We start from the raw sequence: 16,230 nt of genomic DNA on the forward strand, positions 1-16,230 counted from the left end.
ATCCCCATGTTGGGGTTTTCACCCCAACCTACATCAGTGCTCAGCAAACTCCGCCAAATGCCGATCAATCCCCAACTCACACCGCACCAGCTTCCGCTCGATGCTCTCATGCAGCAGGCGATTGTTCGGCAAGCTCGGATCGTTCACATCTTCCTGCGCCCGCGAGTTGTGCTCGAAATGCATCGCTAACGCGCACCATTTCAATGCGCGACGACGCAAACCGGCATTCTCCAATCGCACCGCCAGATCACGATCTTCCGCACCATAGCCTTCCATGCGCTCATCGAAACCGTTGACGCGCAGCAGGTCCTCGCGCCAGAAACTCATATTGCAGCTCATCACGCGGCCGCCGCTGCGCGAACGCGACTTCCAACGCGCAAGCAACAGGGAACGAAACGCATACAATCGCTTGGTCCCATCGAACTCGTGGAAATTCGCCTTCACCCATGGGGCGTATACCGGCTTGCCGCCCGCGAGCAGGCGCTGGCTTTCAGCGTGATTGGCCTTCAAGCGTCCGCCCTGCAGGAAGAAGCCGCGCTCAGCCAGCATCAGATGGTCCGCGATGAAATCCGGATGGATCATCATGTCGCCATCAAGCAGCACGATGTACTCGCCCTTGCTCGCGGCGATGCCACGATTGCGCGCACGCGCGGCACGAAATCCCAAGTCTTCTTGCCAGATGTGCTTCAACGGCACGGGAAAAGTCTCGCGCGCCCGCGCGATTACTGCCGCCGTCTCGGGGCCGGAACCATCATCGGCAATCAACACCTCATCCGGCAGCCGCGTTTGCGCAGCGACGCTTTCCAGCGTGCGCGCGAGCGCTGTCGGCCAGTTGTAAGTGATGATGATCAGCGAGACTTTCATGCATCGCGTGCCGCACGTCGGCCCAGCATGGTACTCAAGGCCAGCGGCAGCCAGGTGATCAGCCAGCCCGGGCGCGGGCTGTCGAGCAGATGCGGCAGATCGAATTGCACCGCCACCGAGCCGAACACCCATAAGCCGAGCACGAGCAGGCCAAACGTTTCATGTCGATGGCGCCAGGCGCGCCAGCCCACCGCCAGCCAGATGCCTGCCCACAGCAGCAACGCCGGTGCGCCCAGTTCGATCGCAATCTGCGCAAACATGTTGTGCGCGTGATCCAGCGTTTCATCGCCCGCCTGGATGGAGAAAGCCGTGCCCTGTCCCAGCCCGCGCAAAGGATGTTGCAGGAACAGCTCCAGCGACTTGGCGAAAATCTGTGGCCGCAGCGACCAGCCGCGTTCCATCAACACTTCAAAGCCCAGCGCCACGCCGAGCGCGCCCATCAGGCAGATCACGCCGGCATAGATCCATGCACGGCGCCCACCCTGGCATACCACCATCACCATCAGCGCCACGAACAGCGCCGCCCACGCACTGCGCGTAAAGGTAAGCAGCACGAACAAGGCCAGCACGCCCACCGCCATCCACTTCGCGACCAGCCAGCCCCAATGTTCGATACGCCAGGCCCACAACCAGATCAGCGCAGCCCCCATGCCGGCTGCGGCAAGGTTCGCATTGGCCATCACGCCCATACCGATCAGGCGTCCGTCAGTGGGTGGATGCAACGCAAAATCCACCATATTCACGATCGCCATGGCCGCCAGCACGAAACCGCAGCCGGTCAGCAACCAGCGCGTGCGCTGTTCGTTGCCGCCGAATACCCATTGGCACGCGATCAGGAACAACAGCAGACTGAGGTTGCGTGCCGCCTCGTCGCCGCGATGCGGCGCGTGGCTCCATGACAAGGAAATCCAACCCCAGGCCAGCAGTGCGATCACCCAGGGCATCAGTGGCAAGCGGCAAAACTCGATCAGGCGCCGCGGGCGCATGGCGACCAACACCAGCGTGGGCAGCCACAGCGTCAGCGCCAGTACCGCCTGATAGGTCTTGCTGGGGTTGTAGGAAACACCAGCCGGCATCACCGCCATGCCGATGATCAGCCAGGCCATTCCCACGACCAGCAGGTGCCGGATCCAGCCCACAGCCTTGCTGTCACCCGCTTCGCTCCATGCCTCCAGCCACACGGCGTCGCGCGAGGGAGCCGTCATGCGTGTTCGCTCCGCGGCGCGCGTAGATCCATCGCCGGCGAGCGGACGAAATCTGCCAAATGAGCGTCGAGACCGAATTCACTGCGCACGAGGTGCTGTTCCTTGCTGGCAAACAAAAGCTTGTTATTGGGTAATTCTGGATCGGCCGGGTCCATGGTCGACACCGACTTGTGTTCCAGGTGCAGCGCCAGGGCCGCGAACTTGATCTGCGATCGACGCAAGCCCGCGTTGCGCAGCCGGATGTCGATCTCCAGATCTTCGCTGCCGTAGCCGTGCATGCGTTCGTCGTAGCCGTTGACGCGGACCAGGTCTTCGCGCCAGAAGCTCACGTTGCAGCCCATCGGATGACCGGTGGAGCGCGACTTGATCTTCGCCAGCCACGGCAGGCGCAAGGTATGGTGACGGCGGCCGAAGTGCCACGTGCTGCGATCTTTCTCATCCCGGAAATACGCATCAACGAACCAGCCGAAACGCGGTTGACCACCGCCAATCAGGCGTGCCGTCTCCGCCACCGTGGTACGAATGCGCGTGCCCTGCAGAAAACGTCCTGGCTGCGCCAGGCTCAGGTGATCTTCCACAAAGCGTGGATGCGCCAGCATGTCGCCATCGAGCTGGATGATGTAGTCGCTGCGCGCGGCGGCAATGGCGCGATTGAGGATGCGTGACTTGCGGAATCCTTCGTCCGGTTGCCACACATGGCGCAGCGGCACGGGAAATGTCTTGGCAATCGCATGCATCACCTCGGCGGTGTCTTCGCGCGAGCCGTCGTCAGCGACGATCACTTCATCCGGCAGGCGGCTTTGCCCGGCCAGGCTCCGCAGCGAGAGGGCCAGGGCCTCCTTCCAGTTATAGGTGGAGACCATGACGGTCACGCTGGCCACGGCTGATTTGGGCATGACGATCTACTATCCAAAGAAGAATCACGAACGCCGATGCATCATTTCGCCATGCGGCCCGGCACATTTCGAGCGCACAGGAGGCCATGTTGATCCGCCGTTCGCGTGGCGCGCATCTTAACGTACCCCGCCGCACCGGAACGAAACGTGTGCGGAACGTGGCGGCCCTGGCCGTGATGCTCTTCACGTCCCCGGCCCTGGACGGTGCAGATGCCCGCTAGAATGCGCCGATGGCGTCCCTACTCCCGTTCACGCTCGTTGTGATCACCCGCAACGAGGCGCAAAAAATCGCGCGCTGCCTCGACAGCGTGCCCTTCGCCGCGGAAAAGCTGGTGGTCGACAGCGGCAGCACCGACGACACGGTGGCGATCGCCCGCGCCCACGGCGCGCGCGTGGTGCACCAGGACTGGCTGGGCTTCGGCCCGCAGCGCAACCTCGCCGCCACGCAGTGCAGCCACCCTTGGATTCTTGCGCTGGATGCCGACGAGTACCTCACGCCGGAACTGGCCGACGAACTGCAACGCCGCCTCCCTGCCTTGATGGAAAGCGACGCAGCCGCGGTAATCCTGCGCCGGCACCTGATCTACATGGGCAAGCCGATGCGCTGGTACCGCCCGGCCGTCGGCGAAAAGATGGCGCGCGTCTATCATCGCGACCGCGCCCGCTGGAGTGACGTGCGCGTGCACGAATCGCTGCAGTTCACAGGTGCATCGGTCACCTTCCAGGCACCATTCCTGCACGACAACAACCCCAGCCTGGTGGAGAAGCAGCTCAAGGTGCTGCTGTACTCCGAACTGAAATGCCGCGACTGGATGGACAAGAACAAATCCACCCGCATGTGGCAGACACCGTTCGTGTTCGCGCTGGCGTTCTTCAAGGATTACGTGCTGCGCCTGGGGTTCCTCGACGGCTGGCGCGGCTATGCGATTGCGCAAACCGCCGCCAGCTACGCCGCATATAAACGTATGCGCTACTACGAAATGCGCATGAACCCTGAATCCCGCGACACCGCTGCGGCTGCTCTTACCCGCAGCGGACTGGATCACTGAGATGCCCAAGCATTACTTGCTCTACGGCTCGGAACGCTACGCGCTGGCCATCCTGCGCCCGGTGCAAGATGCGATCCGCGCGCGCGGTGACGAAGCCGCCTGGTTTTTCGACGGCCCTGGCGCGGAAGATCTGGTCGCGGGCGAGCGTCTGCTGAGCGTGCAGGAAGTGCGTCAATGGAAACCGATCGCGGTGATCACTCCAGGCAATCATCTGCCGCACTTCTTTCCAGGCGCGAAGGTGGAAGTGTTCCACGGCTTCAACGCCGGCAAGCCCAGGCACATCTATATCCGCGGCTTCTTCGACCTGTATTGCACCACCGGTCCGCGCGACACCCAGGCATTCGGCGCACTGGCGCAAAAGCTCGGCCACTTCGCCGTGATCGAAACCGGCTGGCCCAAGCTCGATCCTTTCATGAAAGAAATGAGCGGCCCGGTACCACCGGTGCGCACGCCGCCGGTGATTCTCTATCACTCGACCTTCTCGCCTTCCTGGAGCGCGGCGGAAACCTTGTACGAAGAAGTGAAGCGTCTGTCGCGCGACGGTCGCTGGCACTGGATCGTGTCCTTCCATCCCAAGATGGATCCGAACACGGTGGCAAAGTACAAGGCGCTGCAGAACGAGTACCTGACGTTCGCCGAAAACGACAACATCCTCGAGCTGTTCCCGCAGGTCGACATGATGTGCTCGGATACCTCCTCTGCATTGAGCGAATTTCTGCTGACCGGCAAGCCGGTGGTGACGTTCAACAACCGCGCGCCAGGCCCGCAGTTGATCGACATCCACGATGCCGCCGAATTCGAGCCGGCTGTCGAACGCGCCTTGTCGCGTCCGCCGGCATTGATGCAGGCGATCCAGGCCTTCGGTGAAGCGATCCATCCGTATCACGATGGGCGCTCCAGTGAACGTGTACTGGATGCGATTGATGCGTTCGTTGCCAAGGGTGGGCGCAATCGCAAACGGAAGCCGCGCAACTGGTGGCGGAAGTTCAAGCTGCGCAAGCGGATTGGTTATTGGGGACCGGCCTGACTCTCCGATGTAGGTTGGGGTGAGGCGCAGCCGAACCCCAACAGCACCATGCTTGATCGCGCTGGAAGTTGGGGTTCGGCTGCGCCTCACCCCAACCTACACAGCCTTCGGATAAGGGCTGCGAAACCCGATCCGGCTAGAATCCAGCCCACCATCAAGCAAAGTCACCTACCGTGCCAACACCCAACACCTACCGCCGCTCCGAAGCCCTGCGCAGCCTGTGGCCCTGGCTGCCGCTCTGGACCGTGGTGGCGCTGGTGGCGATCTTCTCGCACGGACCGATGCCGCTGTTCTCCACCCGCACCCTCGCCGTGGCATGGGAGATGTGGCAGGGACATCAATGGCTGGTACCGCACATCAACGGCGAGCCCTACAGCGAAAAAGTGCCGCTGCTGTTCTGGCTGATCCATGCCGGCTGGTTTGTGTTCGGCGTAAACGACGTTTGGCCGCGCGTACTGGAAGTGATTTTCGGCGGCGTGCAATTGGTGCAGTTGTCGATCCTCGCACGCCGCCTGTTTCCCACTCGTCCGTGGGTGGAAAAAGCCGCGCCGTGGATGCTGCTGGCGTTGTCTTATGCCTTCCTGTTCGGCCTGCAGATCATGTACGAGGTGCTGCTGGCCAACTGCGTGCTGGGCGCCTTGCTATGCCTGACACCCACGCTACGCCGCGCCGAACCGCGCTGGCTGCTGTTTGGCCTGCTGACCGGTGCAGGCCTGCTCACCAAGGGCCCGGTGATGCTGCTGCATATCGTATTTCCGTGGCTGCTCGGACCGCTGTGGAACGATTGGGCGCGTGAGCATCGCGCGCGCTGGTACGGGCGCGGCGTGCTGGCCGTGCTGCTTGGTTTCGCCATGTTGGTGGCGTGGGCGATTCCTGCGGGCTTTGCGGGCGGCGAGGCCTACCAGCATCGCCTGTTCTTCACTCAGACTGCCGGGCGCGTCGTAAATGGCACGCAGCAGTCGCAATCGTTGCAAAGCCACCCGCACTGGTTCGGCTGGTACGTGGTATGGCTGCCGATGCTGTTGTTCCCGTTCACCGGCTGGCCGCGCGCATGGGTAGCAATCGGTACCTTGCGCAAGCCGTTCGACAGCGGCATCCGCTTTGCACTGTGCTGGTTGCTGCCGTCGTTCGTGTTGTTTTCGGTGATCAGCGGCAAGCAGTGGTACTACCTGCTGCCGGAGTTTGGCGGCTGGATGCTGTTGCTCGCCGGCGCCATCGCCATCCTGCGCGACCAGCGCGTGAAACTGGCTGAAAATAACTGGCTGGGCAGCTGGCCGCTCGGGGTGGGCAGCATCCTGTTTGCCGGCGCGCTGTTTGCGCTGCCATACATCACATCTAGCCACTCGTTCCATAACGAATGGGTAGACGGTGCCGCGCCATACAGCCGTACCTTCAGCGTGGCCTTCCTGCTGCTTGGTTGCCTGCTGCTGGTGCGCGGACGTGGCGAAATGCGTCGCGTAGCGGTTGCCGGCCTGCTCGGCGCACTCGCGCTCAACACCTTGTTCACGCTGACGCTGTGGCACAAGTACGACCTGAGTCCTACCACTGCGTTGATTTCATCCGCACAAGCTCAAGGCCATATCGTCGCTTACGAAGGCAACTACGAAGGCCAGTTCCACTTCGCCGGGCGACTGGCCCAGCCGATCAAGGAACTGCACGATGGCATGGCGTTGCAGGCGTTTGCCAAGCAACACCCGGATGGCCTGATCATCACTCACCCCGACAAACTGGACGCCGCAGCACTGCGCTATGCACTGCTGGCGCAACCGTTCCGTTCGGCCTGGGTCGTCGTGTGGTCGGCACCGACGGTGGCCATGCTGCAGGCGGGCCGCACACCACCAGAACCGGCACAGCCACCACGTGTTTTCCCGGCGCCCACGCCATTGCAATACGTCCCGCAGTCGTGAATGCCTCGCTGATCGATAGCTTGCGTGCGCAGTGTGGTGGCCCTCGTGATGGGGCGTTGTTGCGGTTTTCCTTAGGTAATGCATTGCTCGGTGCGGGGGATCACGCTGCGGCGATTGAGGAATTTCGGCGCGCGGTGTCGTTCGATCCCAACTATTCCGCTGCGTGGAAATTACTGGGCAAGGCTTGCCTGGCCTTGCACGATGAAGCAGGTGCTGTTGAAGCATGGCGGCAAGGCATTGGCGTTGCGCAGCAGCGGGGCGACAAGCAGGCTGAGAAAGAAATGACCGTGTTTCTGCGCCGTGTTGAGCAAAAAGGCAAAGGCTAGCCGGAAGCCTGTTATCGCCTCACCGTCATTCCGGCGAAAGCCGGAATCCAGTCGAAACATGACGTGCGCAGCACACAACACAAAGGTTTTGTGTGCTTCGCACTGTGTATTCAAACTGGATTCCGGCTTTCGCCGGAATGACGGTGGGGCGGAAAAATGGCAGCGCCCCGAACAACCACCCTCAATACGGACTCGGCCGGTTATCCGCCGAATACCGCTTGTAATGCCACTGATACTGCGCGAACGCGAGATTCACACAGTTCTCCACGCCACGATTGAGCGCTGCGCACGCGCACGGCAAATCCGCATCATCCAAACCTGCCGGCGCCGGCAGAAAGTGGATGCGATACCCCTCGCCACGCGGCAGGCGTTCCGCAAACGCAAACAACACCGTGGCGCCGGTACGCGCCGCCAGGCGCGGCAACAGCACCATCGTCATCGCCTCGCGTCCGAAGAACGGAGCAAATTCGCCTTCCCCTGCGCGCGGCTTCTGATCCGGCAAGATGCCTACCGTGCCGCCGGCCGCCAGCCGCTTGTACAGCGCACGCACACCGGCCCCCTCCGCCCGCACCTGCTCCGGCGCCAAGGCACCACGCACTTTGCGCAACAGCGCCTCCACCGCGGCAATGCGCGGCGGGCGATACAGGATGGCCATCGAGGTCTTGCGACACAGCCAGTAATTGAGCAGTTCCCAGCAACCCAGGTGCGGCGCGGCGATGATCACGCCTTTACCGGATGCCAGCGCCGCATCGAACAGCGCCTCCCCGCGCACCTCCTTCACCAGGCCAAGCGCACGTTCCGCACCCGCGCCCCAGATCTTCACGATCTCAGTGATCGACTTGCCACCCTCCACCAACGCCTCACGCACCAACGCAGTCCGCGCCTGCTCGTCGAGCTCCGGCTTCACGATGCCCAGATTCACTGCCGTGTAGCGCGCCATCTTCCCGCCGCGACGCAACGCCAGCCGCCCGAGCAGCGCACCCAACCTCTGCAGCCAGCGCAACGGCAGCAGGCCGAACAGGCGCAGTAGCAGATAGACGAGGTAAATGTCGGGACGCATGGAAGTGGTGTGCATGGCGGGCGAACGCGTAAGGGTAAAGGGCAAGCCGCGATTCAGCGACAGAAATTCCTCAAGCATCCACGCCCCTGCCGTTGACCACTCAACGGCAACCACTTTCAAGCGCGCCGGAACTCACCTCCCAGCCACTCGCCGCCCGCCTCTTTACCCGACGCTGACCGCCCTGCAGAGTTACCGCCTTCTTTCGTGCCGCTGTTCTTATCCATGATCGCCCTTATCCAACGCGTGCTCTCCGCCCGCGTCGATGTCGACAATGAAACCGTAGGCGCCATCGGCGCCGGCCTGCTGGCCTTGGTAGCCGTGCAACCCGACGATGGCGAAGCCCAGGCAAAACGGATGGTGGAGCGGCTACTCGGCTACCGCGTGTTTTCCGACGACGCCGGCAAGATGAACCGTTCACTGGCCGACACCGGTGGCGAGCTGCTGCTGGTAAGCCAATTCACCCTGGCCGCCGACACACGTTCCGGCATGCGTCCCAGCTTCACCAGCGCTGCCTCGCCCGAGCATGGCCGAACGTGGTTTGAACGGTTGGTCGAATTGGCACGCGCAGCGCACTCAAGGGTGGAAATCGGCCGTTTCGGCGCCCATATGCAAGTGCATCTGATCAACGATGGCCCCGTCACCTTTTGGCTCGAGGTGCGTTAGGTGCCAGGTAAACGGGTAACCCGTACGAACGCTTCCATTTATGCCGAAAACCGCGATTTGGCGCGATTTTTGCGTGCCGATGGCAGCGAATTTTTCTCTTGAAAACTGGTCAAAAAAGCATCACATCGCTATACTGATTGGTTCCTATCCCGCGGCGGACGGTATGAACAACAAAGCCCACGAGCAACAGTCGGAAATCAAAGCCCTCATCTCCAAAGGTCTGGAGCAGGGCTATCTGACTTACGCCGAAATCAACGATCACCTTCCTGACGACATTGTCGATCCGGAGCAGATCGAAGACATCATGGCGGTGCTCAAAGGCGTCGGCATTGACGTGCACGATGCCGCCCCCGACGCCGACCCGCTCGCCGACAACGCGCCGGGCGTCGCCACCGACGACGAAACCGCCGCCGAAGAAGCCGTAGCGCTGCTCTCCGCCGTTGACTCCGAAGTCGGCCGCACCACCGACCCCGTGCGCATGTACATGCGCGAAATGGGTACGGTCGAACTGCTCACCCGCGAAGGCGAAATCGCCATCGCCAAGCGCATCGAAGAAGGCCTCACCCAGGTGCAGACCGCCCTGGCCAGCTTCCCGCTGACCATCGAGCTGCTGCTGGAGGAATACGACCAGCACCTGGACGGCAAGCGCCGCCTCAGCGAAATCCTGGCCGGCTTCGCCGACCTGGAGCAGGCTGCCGACGCCGCCCTGGCCGAAGCCGAACTCGCCGCCGCCGACAGCGATGCCGAGGTGGACGAGGATGAGGATGAAGCAGCCGCCGGCGACGGTGAAGACGAAGAAACCGGCCCGAGCGGTCCCGACCCGGAAGAAGTGAAGCGCCGCATGGAACTGCTGCGCGACCACTACGGCAAGTTCCAGAAAGCTGCCTCCAAAGCCACCGACATCAACGACAAGAAGGTGACCAAGCTGCGCGACCAGATGGCCGAGGAGTTCTTGAAGCTCAAGCTCCCGTCCGCGCTGATCGACAGCTTCGTGCGCCGCCTGCGTGAAGTGGTCGGCCACATCCGCCATCACGAGCGCGTGCTGATGGACATCTTCGTCAAGCACGTGAAGATGCCCAAGGGCGAATTCCTGAAAGCCTTCCCCAGCAACGAGGGCAACCTCGCGTGGGCGGAAGAGCTCGGCCGCAAGCGCCAGAAGTGGTCGCCGAACATCAAGAGCCATCGCGAACAGATCGATGCCGAGCAACAGAAGCTGCTGGACATCGAAAAGAAGCTGTTCCTGCCGCTGACCGACATCAAGGAAATCAATCGCAGCATGTCGGTGGGCGAAGCCAAGGCTCGCCGCGCCAAGAAGGAAATGGTGGAGGCCAACCTGCGTCTGGTGATCTCCATCGCCAAGAAGTACACCAACCGCGGCCTCCAGTTCCTCGACCTCATCCAGGAAGGCAACATCGGCCTGATGAAGGCGGTGGACAAGTTCGAATACCGCCGCGGCTACAAGTTCTCCACCTACGCCACGTGGTGGATTCGCCAGGCCATCACCCGTTCGATCGCCGACCAGGCGCGCACCATCCGCATTCCGGTGCACATGATCGAAACGATCAACAAGCTCAACCGCATCTCGCGCCAGATGCTGCAGCAGTTCGGCCGTGAGCCCACGCCGGAAGAGCTGTCCAAGGAAATGGAGATGCCGGAGGACAAGATCCGCAAGGTGCTGAAGATCGCGAAGGAACCGATCTCGATGGAAACCCCCATCGGCGATGACGAAGATTCGCATCTGGGCGACTTCATCGAGGACTCCAACGCAGCCTCGCCGATCGACTCGGCCACGGAAACCGGCCTGGTGGAAACCGTGCGCGACGTCCTCGCCGGCCTCACTCCGCGGGAAGCGAAGGTGCTGCGCATGCGCTTCGGCATCGACATGAACACCGACCACACCCTGGAAGAAGTCGGCAAGCAGTTCGACGTCACCCGCGAACGCATCCGCCAGATCGAAGCCAAGGCACTGCGCAAGCTGCGTCACCCGAGCCGCTCGGAGCAGCTGCGTTCTTTCCTCGACATCGACTAAGCAGCACGCCGTTAGCAACACACCAAAAGCCCCGCAATCGCGGGGCTTTTTCTTTGCTTTGTGCTGGCCGCCATCCTCAGCCGACCCGCACCGTCATTCCTGCGCAGGCCCACTGCTGTCCCGGGAAATTTTGCGAAAAAAGTAACGAGCACTTGAGGGACAACACGTTTGCATGATTCGCACAGCAAGCGACTTAAAAAAAGCTTGCTCAACGCGATATCGACGAGTGAACCGGAAACGGCCACCTCCCCTGCGTGCAGGGGAGGGTTGGGGTGGGGTAAGGCGAGCAAAGCTCGCTTCCGGCTACGCGGGAATGAGCGTGAGACATCAACGGAACCTCTCGCGAGGTTGCTTCACCCCACCCCAACCCTCCCCTACTACACGTAGGGGAGGGGGTGATCCGGCAAGCTAAAAGTTTCCCGGACAGCAGTGGGCGAAGGCCGAAATCCAGTCCAAACACGTCGTGCGAAGCACACAACACAAAAAGCACGTCGCTTCACCAACCCACGCCGACCAAATTCCGGCCCCAAAACAACCATCCAGCAAACCGCCAATCAGGAAGGCGCATCAAGCCCCTCCCCCAAGCGGCTCAATGCACGTCGTAAAAAAACTGCTCCTGCACAATCTTGTCGCCCTTCACGTGATACACGCAGATCTCGCGCATATCCGTCCTGCCACGTCCTTTCATCGTGGCATCCAGATGCATCGCCACGCTAAACCAGCCATCCGCCACCACCGGATCGCTGACTTCGTTCTTGTGAATCGCCTCCACCGCGTCCTGGAACTGATGCCCCTTCTCCAGAATCGCCTTCAATCCCTTCGCATTTCCCATCGGGCCATTCGCCATCTCCTGCGGCTCGATGCTGATCGCATCCTTGGCATAAAGCTCTTGCTGCGCCTGCTCATACCTGCCCTCGCGACACAGCGACACCAACCGCTTCGCTACCGTTTCAGTGCTCATGGTTCCACCTCCGCGAACAAAGGGGCCAATAATTTAAGCCCGGCAACGTTAAAGAAACGAACAGGTGACAATGGCCCGACCATTTTTTGCGGCGCGCAACGACACCAACAACCACGGTCATGCTGATATCATGTCGCGCGAGATAGGGCCTATAGCTCAACGGTTAGAGCAGGGGACTCATCGAAAGGTGCCGTCGCGCAGTAATGCGCGAACGGGAACGGGATGAATTCAGGGAACCCGCAGCGACGCCAGTGCGGATCGGCGGCAACCCTGAGCCAAGCCGGCGGTACACCGCCGGAAGGTGCAGAGACTACCTGAGGACTTCAGCGTCCTTCATAACAGGCTCGAGCGTCCCGCACCCCACCCAACGCAACACACCGCGTCGGAGGGTGAAGAGATAGTCCGCGCCAGAGGGAAACCTTTGGACCACGCGAATCCCTTGGTTCCAGGTTCGAATCCTGGTGGGCCCACCACCTACTCTCTCTCAAGCATTTTTTGCGCGCGAAACCATAGTTTGGCCGCTTTGGCCAAACTATGAGATCTCTGAAGCAAAGTTTGGCCAACTAGAGCTAAGGCTGACAGCCCCAGTCGCGTCCACTGCCGACGTCTTTCGCAACAAAAAACGGCCTACGGCTTAGCATTCGACCCGATGAAGAAGTCATGGGGCGCCAATTGAAAACGACAATCAACCGAATCTGCGAGCTCCAGCCACTGTATTCATCCTCGAATACGCCGGAAATGCAGGAACGCGGCAATCTCATTCGTACCGATCTGGCGCAAGAGCTTCGGGATCGGCTACGCGATCTTGGCCGAGCGTTTGACCCGCTGTTCGATGATCTGGCCGTAGAAGGCTCAGACGGCATCGGCAGAAAGACCGAAGCGCCGTGGGTTCGCCTTTATTCAAAGGCGATGTCTCCGACTCCGCGTGAGGGGTTCTACATCGTCATCCACTTTTCTGCTAACGGTTCGGCCTTCTTCGTCACCATAGGTTGCGGCAGTACGATCTGGAGCGGCGGCGACCTCCGACCGATATCTGATGGGCAATTGAAGGCAAAGACAACGTGGGCACGATCGGTGGTTGAACAACGCTGGGGAACGCTCGAACCATTCTCGGACGCCATCGCTCTTGGTGCACGCGCGTCATTCCTGTTTGTACACCTTGCAGAGAACAGGCTCCCGGTAGCCAAGGAAGCCCTTCGACACACCGAGCGAATTCGCGAATTCGGTGAACGCGATCAAAGGCTTCTCGGGATATTCGGAGATCGCTTCTATAAGGCGTGAGCGGACCTGCTTCAGCATCTCTGGAGAGCGACGCGGCTTGTGGTTACAAGGGAGCGTTTGGCGATCAATTAATAGCTGGCCCGCGGCACCCGCTGCGCCGCGAGGGTCTACGAGCACAGGGTGCTGCGATTGCTGCTCGCCCAGCGGGCGGCTGACGCGGCTGTTGCGGCAAGCGTTCGGACGGTTCCCGGCGGCTTCGTCCAAATGGATAAGGACCGTTCGCTGGAGGACACGGTACAGAGGTGTTCCGAACTAAGACCCGCGGAGAAGTGGCCTACCTGGAGCAGCTTTGTACCTTCGGCAGCGCCGATCGTGATTCGCGTGGCTGGTCGCTACCTTGATGCTGGGATCGATTGACGTCCTCGATTAATTTCACGCCTGGAGCACCAAGTTGCCAGCCCTTGAAACTATCTTCGGCAATGCGGTGGACGCCTCTTCACCAGAGCAGGCGGCGAAGACGGTAAGCAAGGTTTTGGGCGTGAAGAGCACCTGGATCAGCGCAGACACCGGCTTTTCAAACTTCTACAACGCGTACAGAAATAGTTCGCTACCCTGGGTGAAGCAGCACCGAGCGAAGATCGAACGCCTGGTGCGTGACGCACGGACTCTCAATATCGACGTTCAAGCCCGAGCCCTGGTTGAGATCATCGAACGCATGCCTGGGGTTCCCAAGCCCAACCCAGAAGATCCGAGCATCCATGCTGAGCAACTGCTGACGCCGCTTCTCTTCGCGCTGGATCCACGCTTGCGCTTCCCCGTCATCAATGGCCGAAAGCCTATCAAGGACCTCCTGCGGATGCGCGGAGTGAGCAAGGCCTCTCTGGCGATTCGCTTCGACACGATGGTGGAGCTGATCGGCACGAATGGCTGGAAAGACGCGGCGGAACTGGATTCGTCGCTCAATGAAGATGCTGATATCGCCGTGCTTGCCACTTCCGGGCAGGCGGCCACCTTGGTCAAGGTGAGTCAGCCTCTGACTCCGAAGCCCACGGATGGAAAAGACCTCAAGGTGAAAGATGAAGCCGACCAAACAGCCATCTCGGCGGAGCGGACGGATACCAAAAGGCGCCTGCACAACAAGATGACGAATCGTCTTTTGGAGCTGTTCGGCACGAACTACCTGTGCAAGGAAGGTTGCACCCAGGATGCTCTCTATGATGCCATGGTCGTTGCATATGGCGAGGACGAGGATGGCTATCCCGATGACTTGCTCATCGAAGTGAAAAGCTGCAGCGAAGAGGCACATGTCCGCATGGCTATTGGCCAGTTGTACGCATACGGTCACCGATTGCGACCAAAAGGCGAGTTCACGTCTGCAGTCCTGCTCCCTGATGAGCCCGGAGAGCAGGTGAAGTCCCTTCTAAAGTCTCGAGGCTTTGGGTGTCTGTGGTACATCGATAACAAGCTTTCAGCCATCAAAACCAATACGCCGTGGCTAAAAGATTGGGTAGCTAGCCAGAACACCTAAAGACACTACCGCCGATCCGGTCAGGAGCATCGGCTGCGGATGATTTTCAGACTTTCGCCGACAGCCTTACAAGAGAGCAATTGCCAAAACATGCTGCATAGCTGGCCCGACGCACTTCGTGGTGGCTTAGCGCTCTACAATTGCATAGGACCTACATACCATTGACGCCGTTGTTATAGCTCACTTCCGCATCGTTCAAGTGTCTCCACATCGAGCTTTTCATTCGATCAAGCTCGCGACCGGAGAATTCACTTATCCGCCATGGGTAATGGCGGCGGACCTCATCGATTCGCACAACAATTGAATCGAAGTCCCTCTTTTCCTCGTAGATCTTATCCAGATCTTCATCGTCAATGGCGTAGGCAGCCGAAGCGGTCACTCTATCGTGTATCGCTTTGGCTTGTGCAATAAATTCCACGACGTCCTTGAACTGATCGGGCGAGGAAAGCTGTGCTAATGCATCCTTTGATGCGAGCACCAGTTCATCTTTCACTAGATCAAAAGAGATTTTGTAGGACTTGCCGCCGGTTGCGTAGGATTCGGTCGCGTGGATTGGCTTCCAGTAAACCTTTTGTTTTGTCAAATCAACGCACACCACGATGGTCGGAACGGAAAACTTCCGCCAGTACGCTATGTCGGCCTCATCGACGTAGACATCGTGCTTGCCTGTCGCCGTAATGTGATCGAACGACTTTATCTGCAACTTGACTACGTTACCGGTGGCGCCGCCTTCTTCGACAATCTCGATTTCCGCATCAATTCCGATATCGACATCTTGTAGTCGGCATGGCCAACCGAGCACCCGAGTGAACTTGAAGGAGGCGAAATGTTCGCCTGCATCGCCATTGATGGACCTTTTAGGGTACTGCTTCGACATAACTATCCTGACGCCTTGTTTAAGTGCTTCCGTTTCAAAAGCACCCAGGACGGCATTCGCCCCAGGGCTGCGGAGCCTATCTTACTGAAAGCTATTCTAGCTAGCTGCCAAGGAAGCTCATTTTATGGATCGTATTTGATAATTCGCGATGGCCAGGGAAGTGAGAAGGTCGAGCTAATGCGGTGGCCAAACTATGCGAGATGGTCGTGGCCAAACTATGGGAGATCGCGCATTTTTGGTGGTACCAGCGATAACTGTCAGTTTTGACACTTTTCGCTGGTAGCCGCAGTGACAGTTTTCACTGGTAACGGCTGCGCGACCCGACATAATTTGGCCACGCGCCTCACAACTCGGGTCCAGCTACGTCAGCGCCATAGCTACAGAACCAAGCTGTGAGGCGAGTAGGCCAGTAGTGCCTTTGGGCTGGTATTGGTAGCCGCTTTTATCAGGATTACCTCTGGAGCAGGGGATATACCCTGCTTGGGGGCCGAAATTATTTGCTCATATTCAGTCCTTGAATAATCTGTATTCGATCCCCAGAACGCACAACATATGGCCAATCGCGTTTCTGGGTCGGTAGGGGCAGTAAGAAACGGAAACCCTTGGCTATCGAGATG

At 60.1% G+C, this 16,230-nt stretch carries 14 protein-coding genes; 8 read left to right on the forward strand and 6 right to left on the reverse strand.

The features are described 5' to 3' along the window. Positions 1 to 33: 33 nt before the first annotated feature. The 3 genes from IEX75_RS08635 to IEX75_RS08645 are packed head-to-tail and all read right to left on the reverse strand — an operon-like array spanning position 34 to position 2,965. Positions 34 to 864 carry a glycosyltransferase family 2 protein gene (locus IEX75_RS08635; RefSeq protein WP_188793809.1) on the reverse strand — a complete coding sequence of 277 codons (831 nt, stop codon included), beginning with the start codon at positions 862 to 864 and terminating at the stop codon, positions 34 to 36. Next, positions 861 to 2,069, reverse strand: a complete 1,209-nt coding sequence (locus IEX75_RS08640) for an O-antigen ligase family protein (RefSeq protein WP_188793810.1) — start codon at positions 2,067 to 2,069, stop codon at positions 861 to 863. Before IEX75_RS08640 ends, IEX75_RS08635 begins: the two co-directional genes overlap by 4 nt. Further along, a complete protein-coding gene (locus IEX75_RS08645; RefSeq protein WP_188793811.1) occupies positions 2,066 to 2,965 on the reverse strand; it encodes a glycosyltransferase family 2 protein in 900 nt (299 codons plus the stop codon). The genes IEX75_RS08640 and IEX75_RS08645 overlap by 4 nt, the downstream gene beginning before the upstream one ends. A gap of 230 nt (positions 2,966 to 3,195) precedes the next feature. Between IEX75_RS08645 and IEX75_RS08650 the strand changes: the two genes are divergently transcribed. The 4 genes from IEX75_RS08650 to IEX75_RS08665 all read left to right on the forward strand — a co-directional run bounded on the left by IEX75_RS08650 (position 3,196) and on the right by IEX75_RS08665 (position 7,274). Beyond that, a complete protein-coding gene (locus IEX75_RS08650; protein WP_188793812.1) occupies positions 3,196 to 4,014 on the forward strand; it encodes a glycosyltransferase family 2 protein in 819 nt (272 codons plus the stop codon). Position 4,015: 1 nt separating this feature from the next. Then, positions 4,016 to 5,041, forward strand: a complete 1,026-nt coding sequence (locus tag IEX75_RS08655; RefSeq protein WP_188793813.1) for a CDP-glycerol glycerophosphotransferase family protein — start codon at positions 4,016 to 4,018, stop codon at positions 5,039 to 5,041. 173 nt (positions 5,042 to 5,214) lie between these two features. Next, positions 5,215 to 6,948 (forward strand): ArnT family glycosyltransferase, encoded by a 1,734-nt coding sequence (locus tag IEX75_RS08660; protein ID WP_188793814.1) that lies wholly within the window; start codon positions 5,215 to 5,217, stop codon positions 6,946 to 6,948. After that, positions 6,945 to 7,274 (forward strand): tetratricopeptide repeat protein, encoded by a 330-nt coding sequence (locus IEX75_RS08665; RefSeq protein ID WP_188793815.1) that lies wholly within the window; start codon positions 6,945 to 6,947, stop codon positions 7,272 to 7,274. Before IEX75_RS08660 ends, IEX75_RS08665 begins: the two co-directional genes overlap by 4 nt. Positions 7,275 to 7,455: 181 nt before the next feature. On the opposite strand, the gene IEX75_RS08670 is transcribed toward IEX75_RS08665, so the two are convergent. After that, complete coding sequence (locus IEX75_RS08670) at positions 7,456 to 8,334, reverse strand: LpxL/LpxP family acyltransferase (RefSeq protein WP_188794389.1); 879 nt, start codon at positions 8,332 to 8,334, stop codon at positions 7,456 to 7,458. A 222-nt stretch (positions 8,335 to 8,556) separates the two neighbouring features. Here IEX75_RS08670 and dtd point away from each other — a divergent pair, with 222 nt between their 5' ends. Together dtd and rpoD are read left to right on the forward strand one after the other, a co-directional pair. Then, a complete protein-coding gene (dtd, locus tag IEX75_RS08675; protein ID WP_188793816.1) occupies positions 8,557 to 8,997 on the forward strand; it encodes a D-aminoacyl-tRNA deacylase in 441 nt (146 codons plus the stop codon). A gap of 163 nt (positions 8,998 to 9,160) precedes the next feature. Then, complete coding sequence (rpoD, locus tag IEX75_RS08680) at positions 9,161 to 11,026, forward strand: RNA polymerase sigma factor RpoD (RefSeq protein ID WP_188793817.1); 1,866 nt, start codon at positions 9,161 to 9,163, stop codon at positions 11,024 to 11,026. 589 nt (positions 11,027 to 11,615) lie between these two features. Here the strand turns inward: rpoD and IEX75_RS08685 are convergent. Beyond that, the gene (locus tag IEX75_RS08685; RefSeq protein ID WP_188793818.1) at positions 11,616 to 11,987 is read right to left on the reverse strand and encodes a SnoaL-like domain-containing protein; all 372 of its coding nucleotides are present in this window, start codon (positions 11,985 to 11,987) and stop codon (positions 11,616 to 11,618) included. A 660-nt stretch (positions 11,988 to 12,647) separates the two neighbouring features. Here IEX75_RS08685 and IEX75_RS08690 point away from each other — a divergent pair. Then, positions 12,648 to 13,268 (forward strand): MrcB family domain-containing protein, encoded by a 621-nt coding sequence (locus IEX75_RS08690; RefSeq protein ID WP_229720700.1) that lies wholly within the window; start codon positions 12,648 to 12,650, stop codon positions 13,266 to 13,268. 391 nt (positions 13,269 to 13,659) lie between these two features. Further along, positions 13,660 to 14,736, forward strand: coding sequence for a hypothetical protein (locus tag IEX75_RS08695; RefSeq protein WP_188793819.1), 1,077 nt, complete (start codon positions 13,660 to 13,662; stop codon positions 14,734 to 14,736). Positions 14,737 to 14,887: 151 nt separating this feature from the next. Here IEX75_RS08695 and IEX75_RS08700 read toward each other — a convergent pair whose 3' ends face one another. Next, the gene (locus IEX75_RS08700) at positions 14,888 to 15,613 is read right to left on the reverse strand and encodes a DUF4365 domain-containing protein (RefSeq protein WP_188793820.1); all 726 of its coding nucleotides are present in this window, start codon (positions 15,611 to 15,613) and stop codon (positions 14,888 to 14,890) included. Positions 15,614 to 16,230: the final 617 nt, after the last annotated feature.

Origin of the sequence: Dyella nitratireducens (genome assembly GCF_014642835.1) — a bacterium.
GTDB lineage: Bacteria > Pseudomonadota > Gammaproteobacteria > Xanthomonadales > Rhodanobacteraceae > Dyella_B > Dyella_B nitratireducens.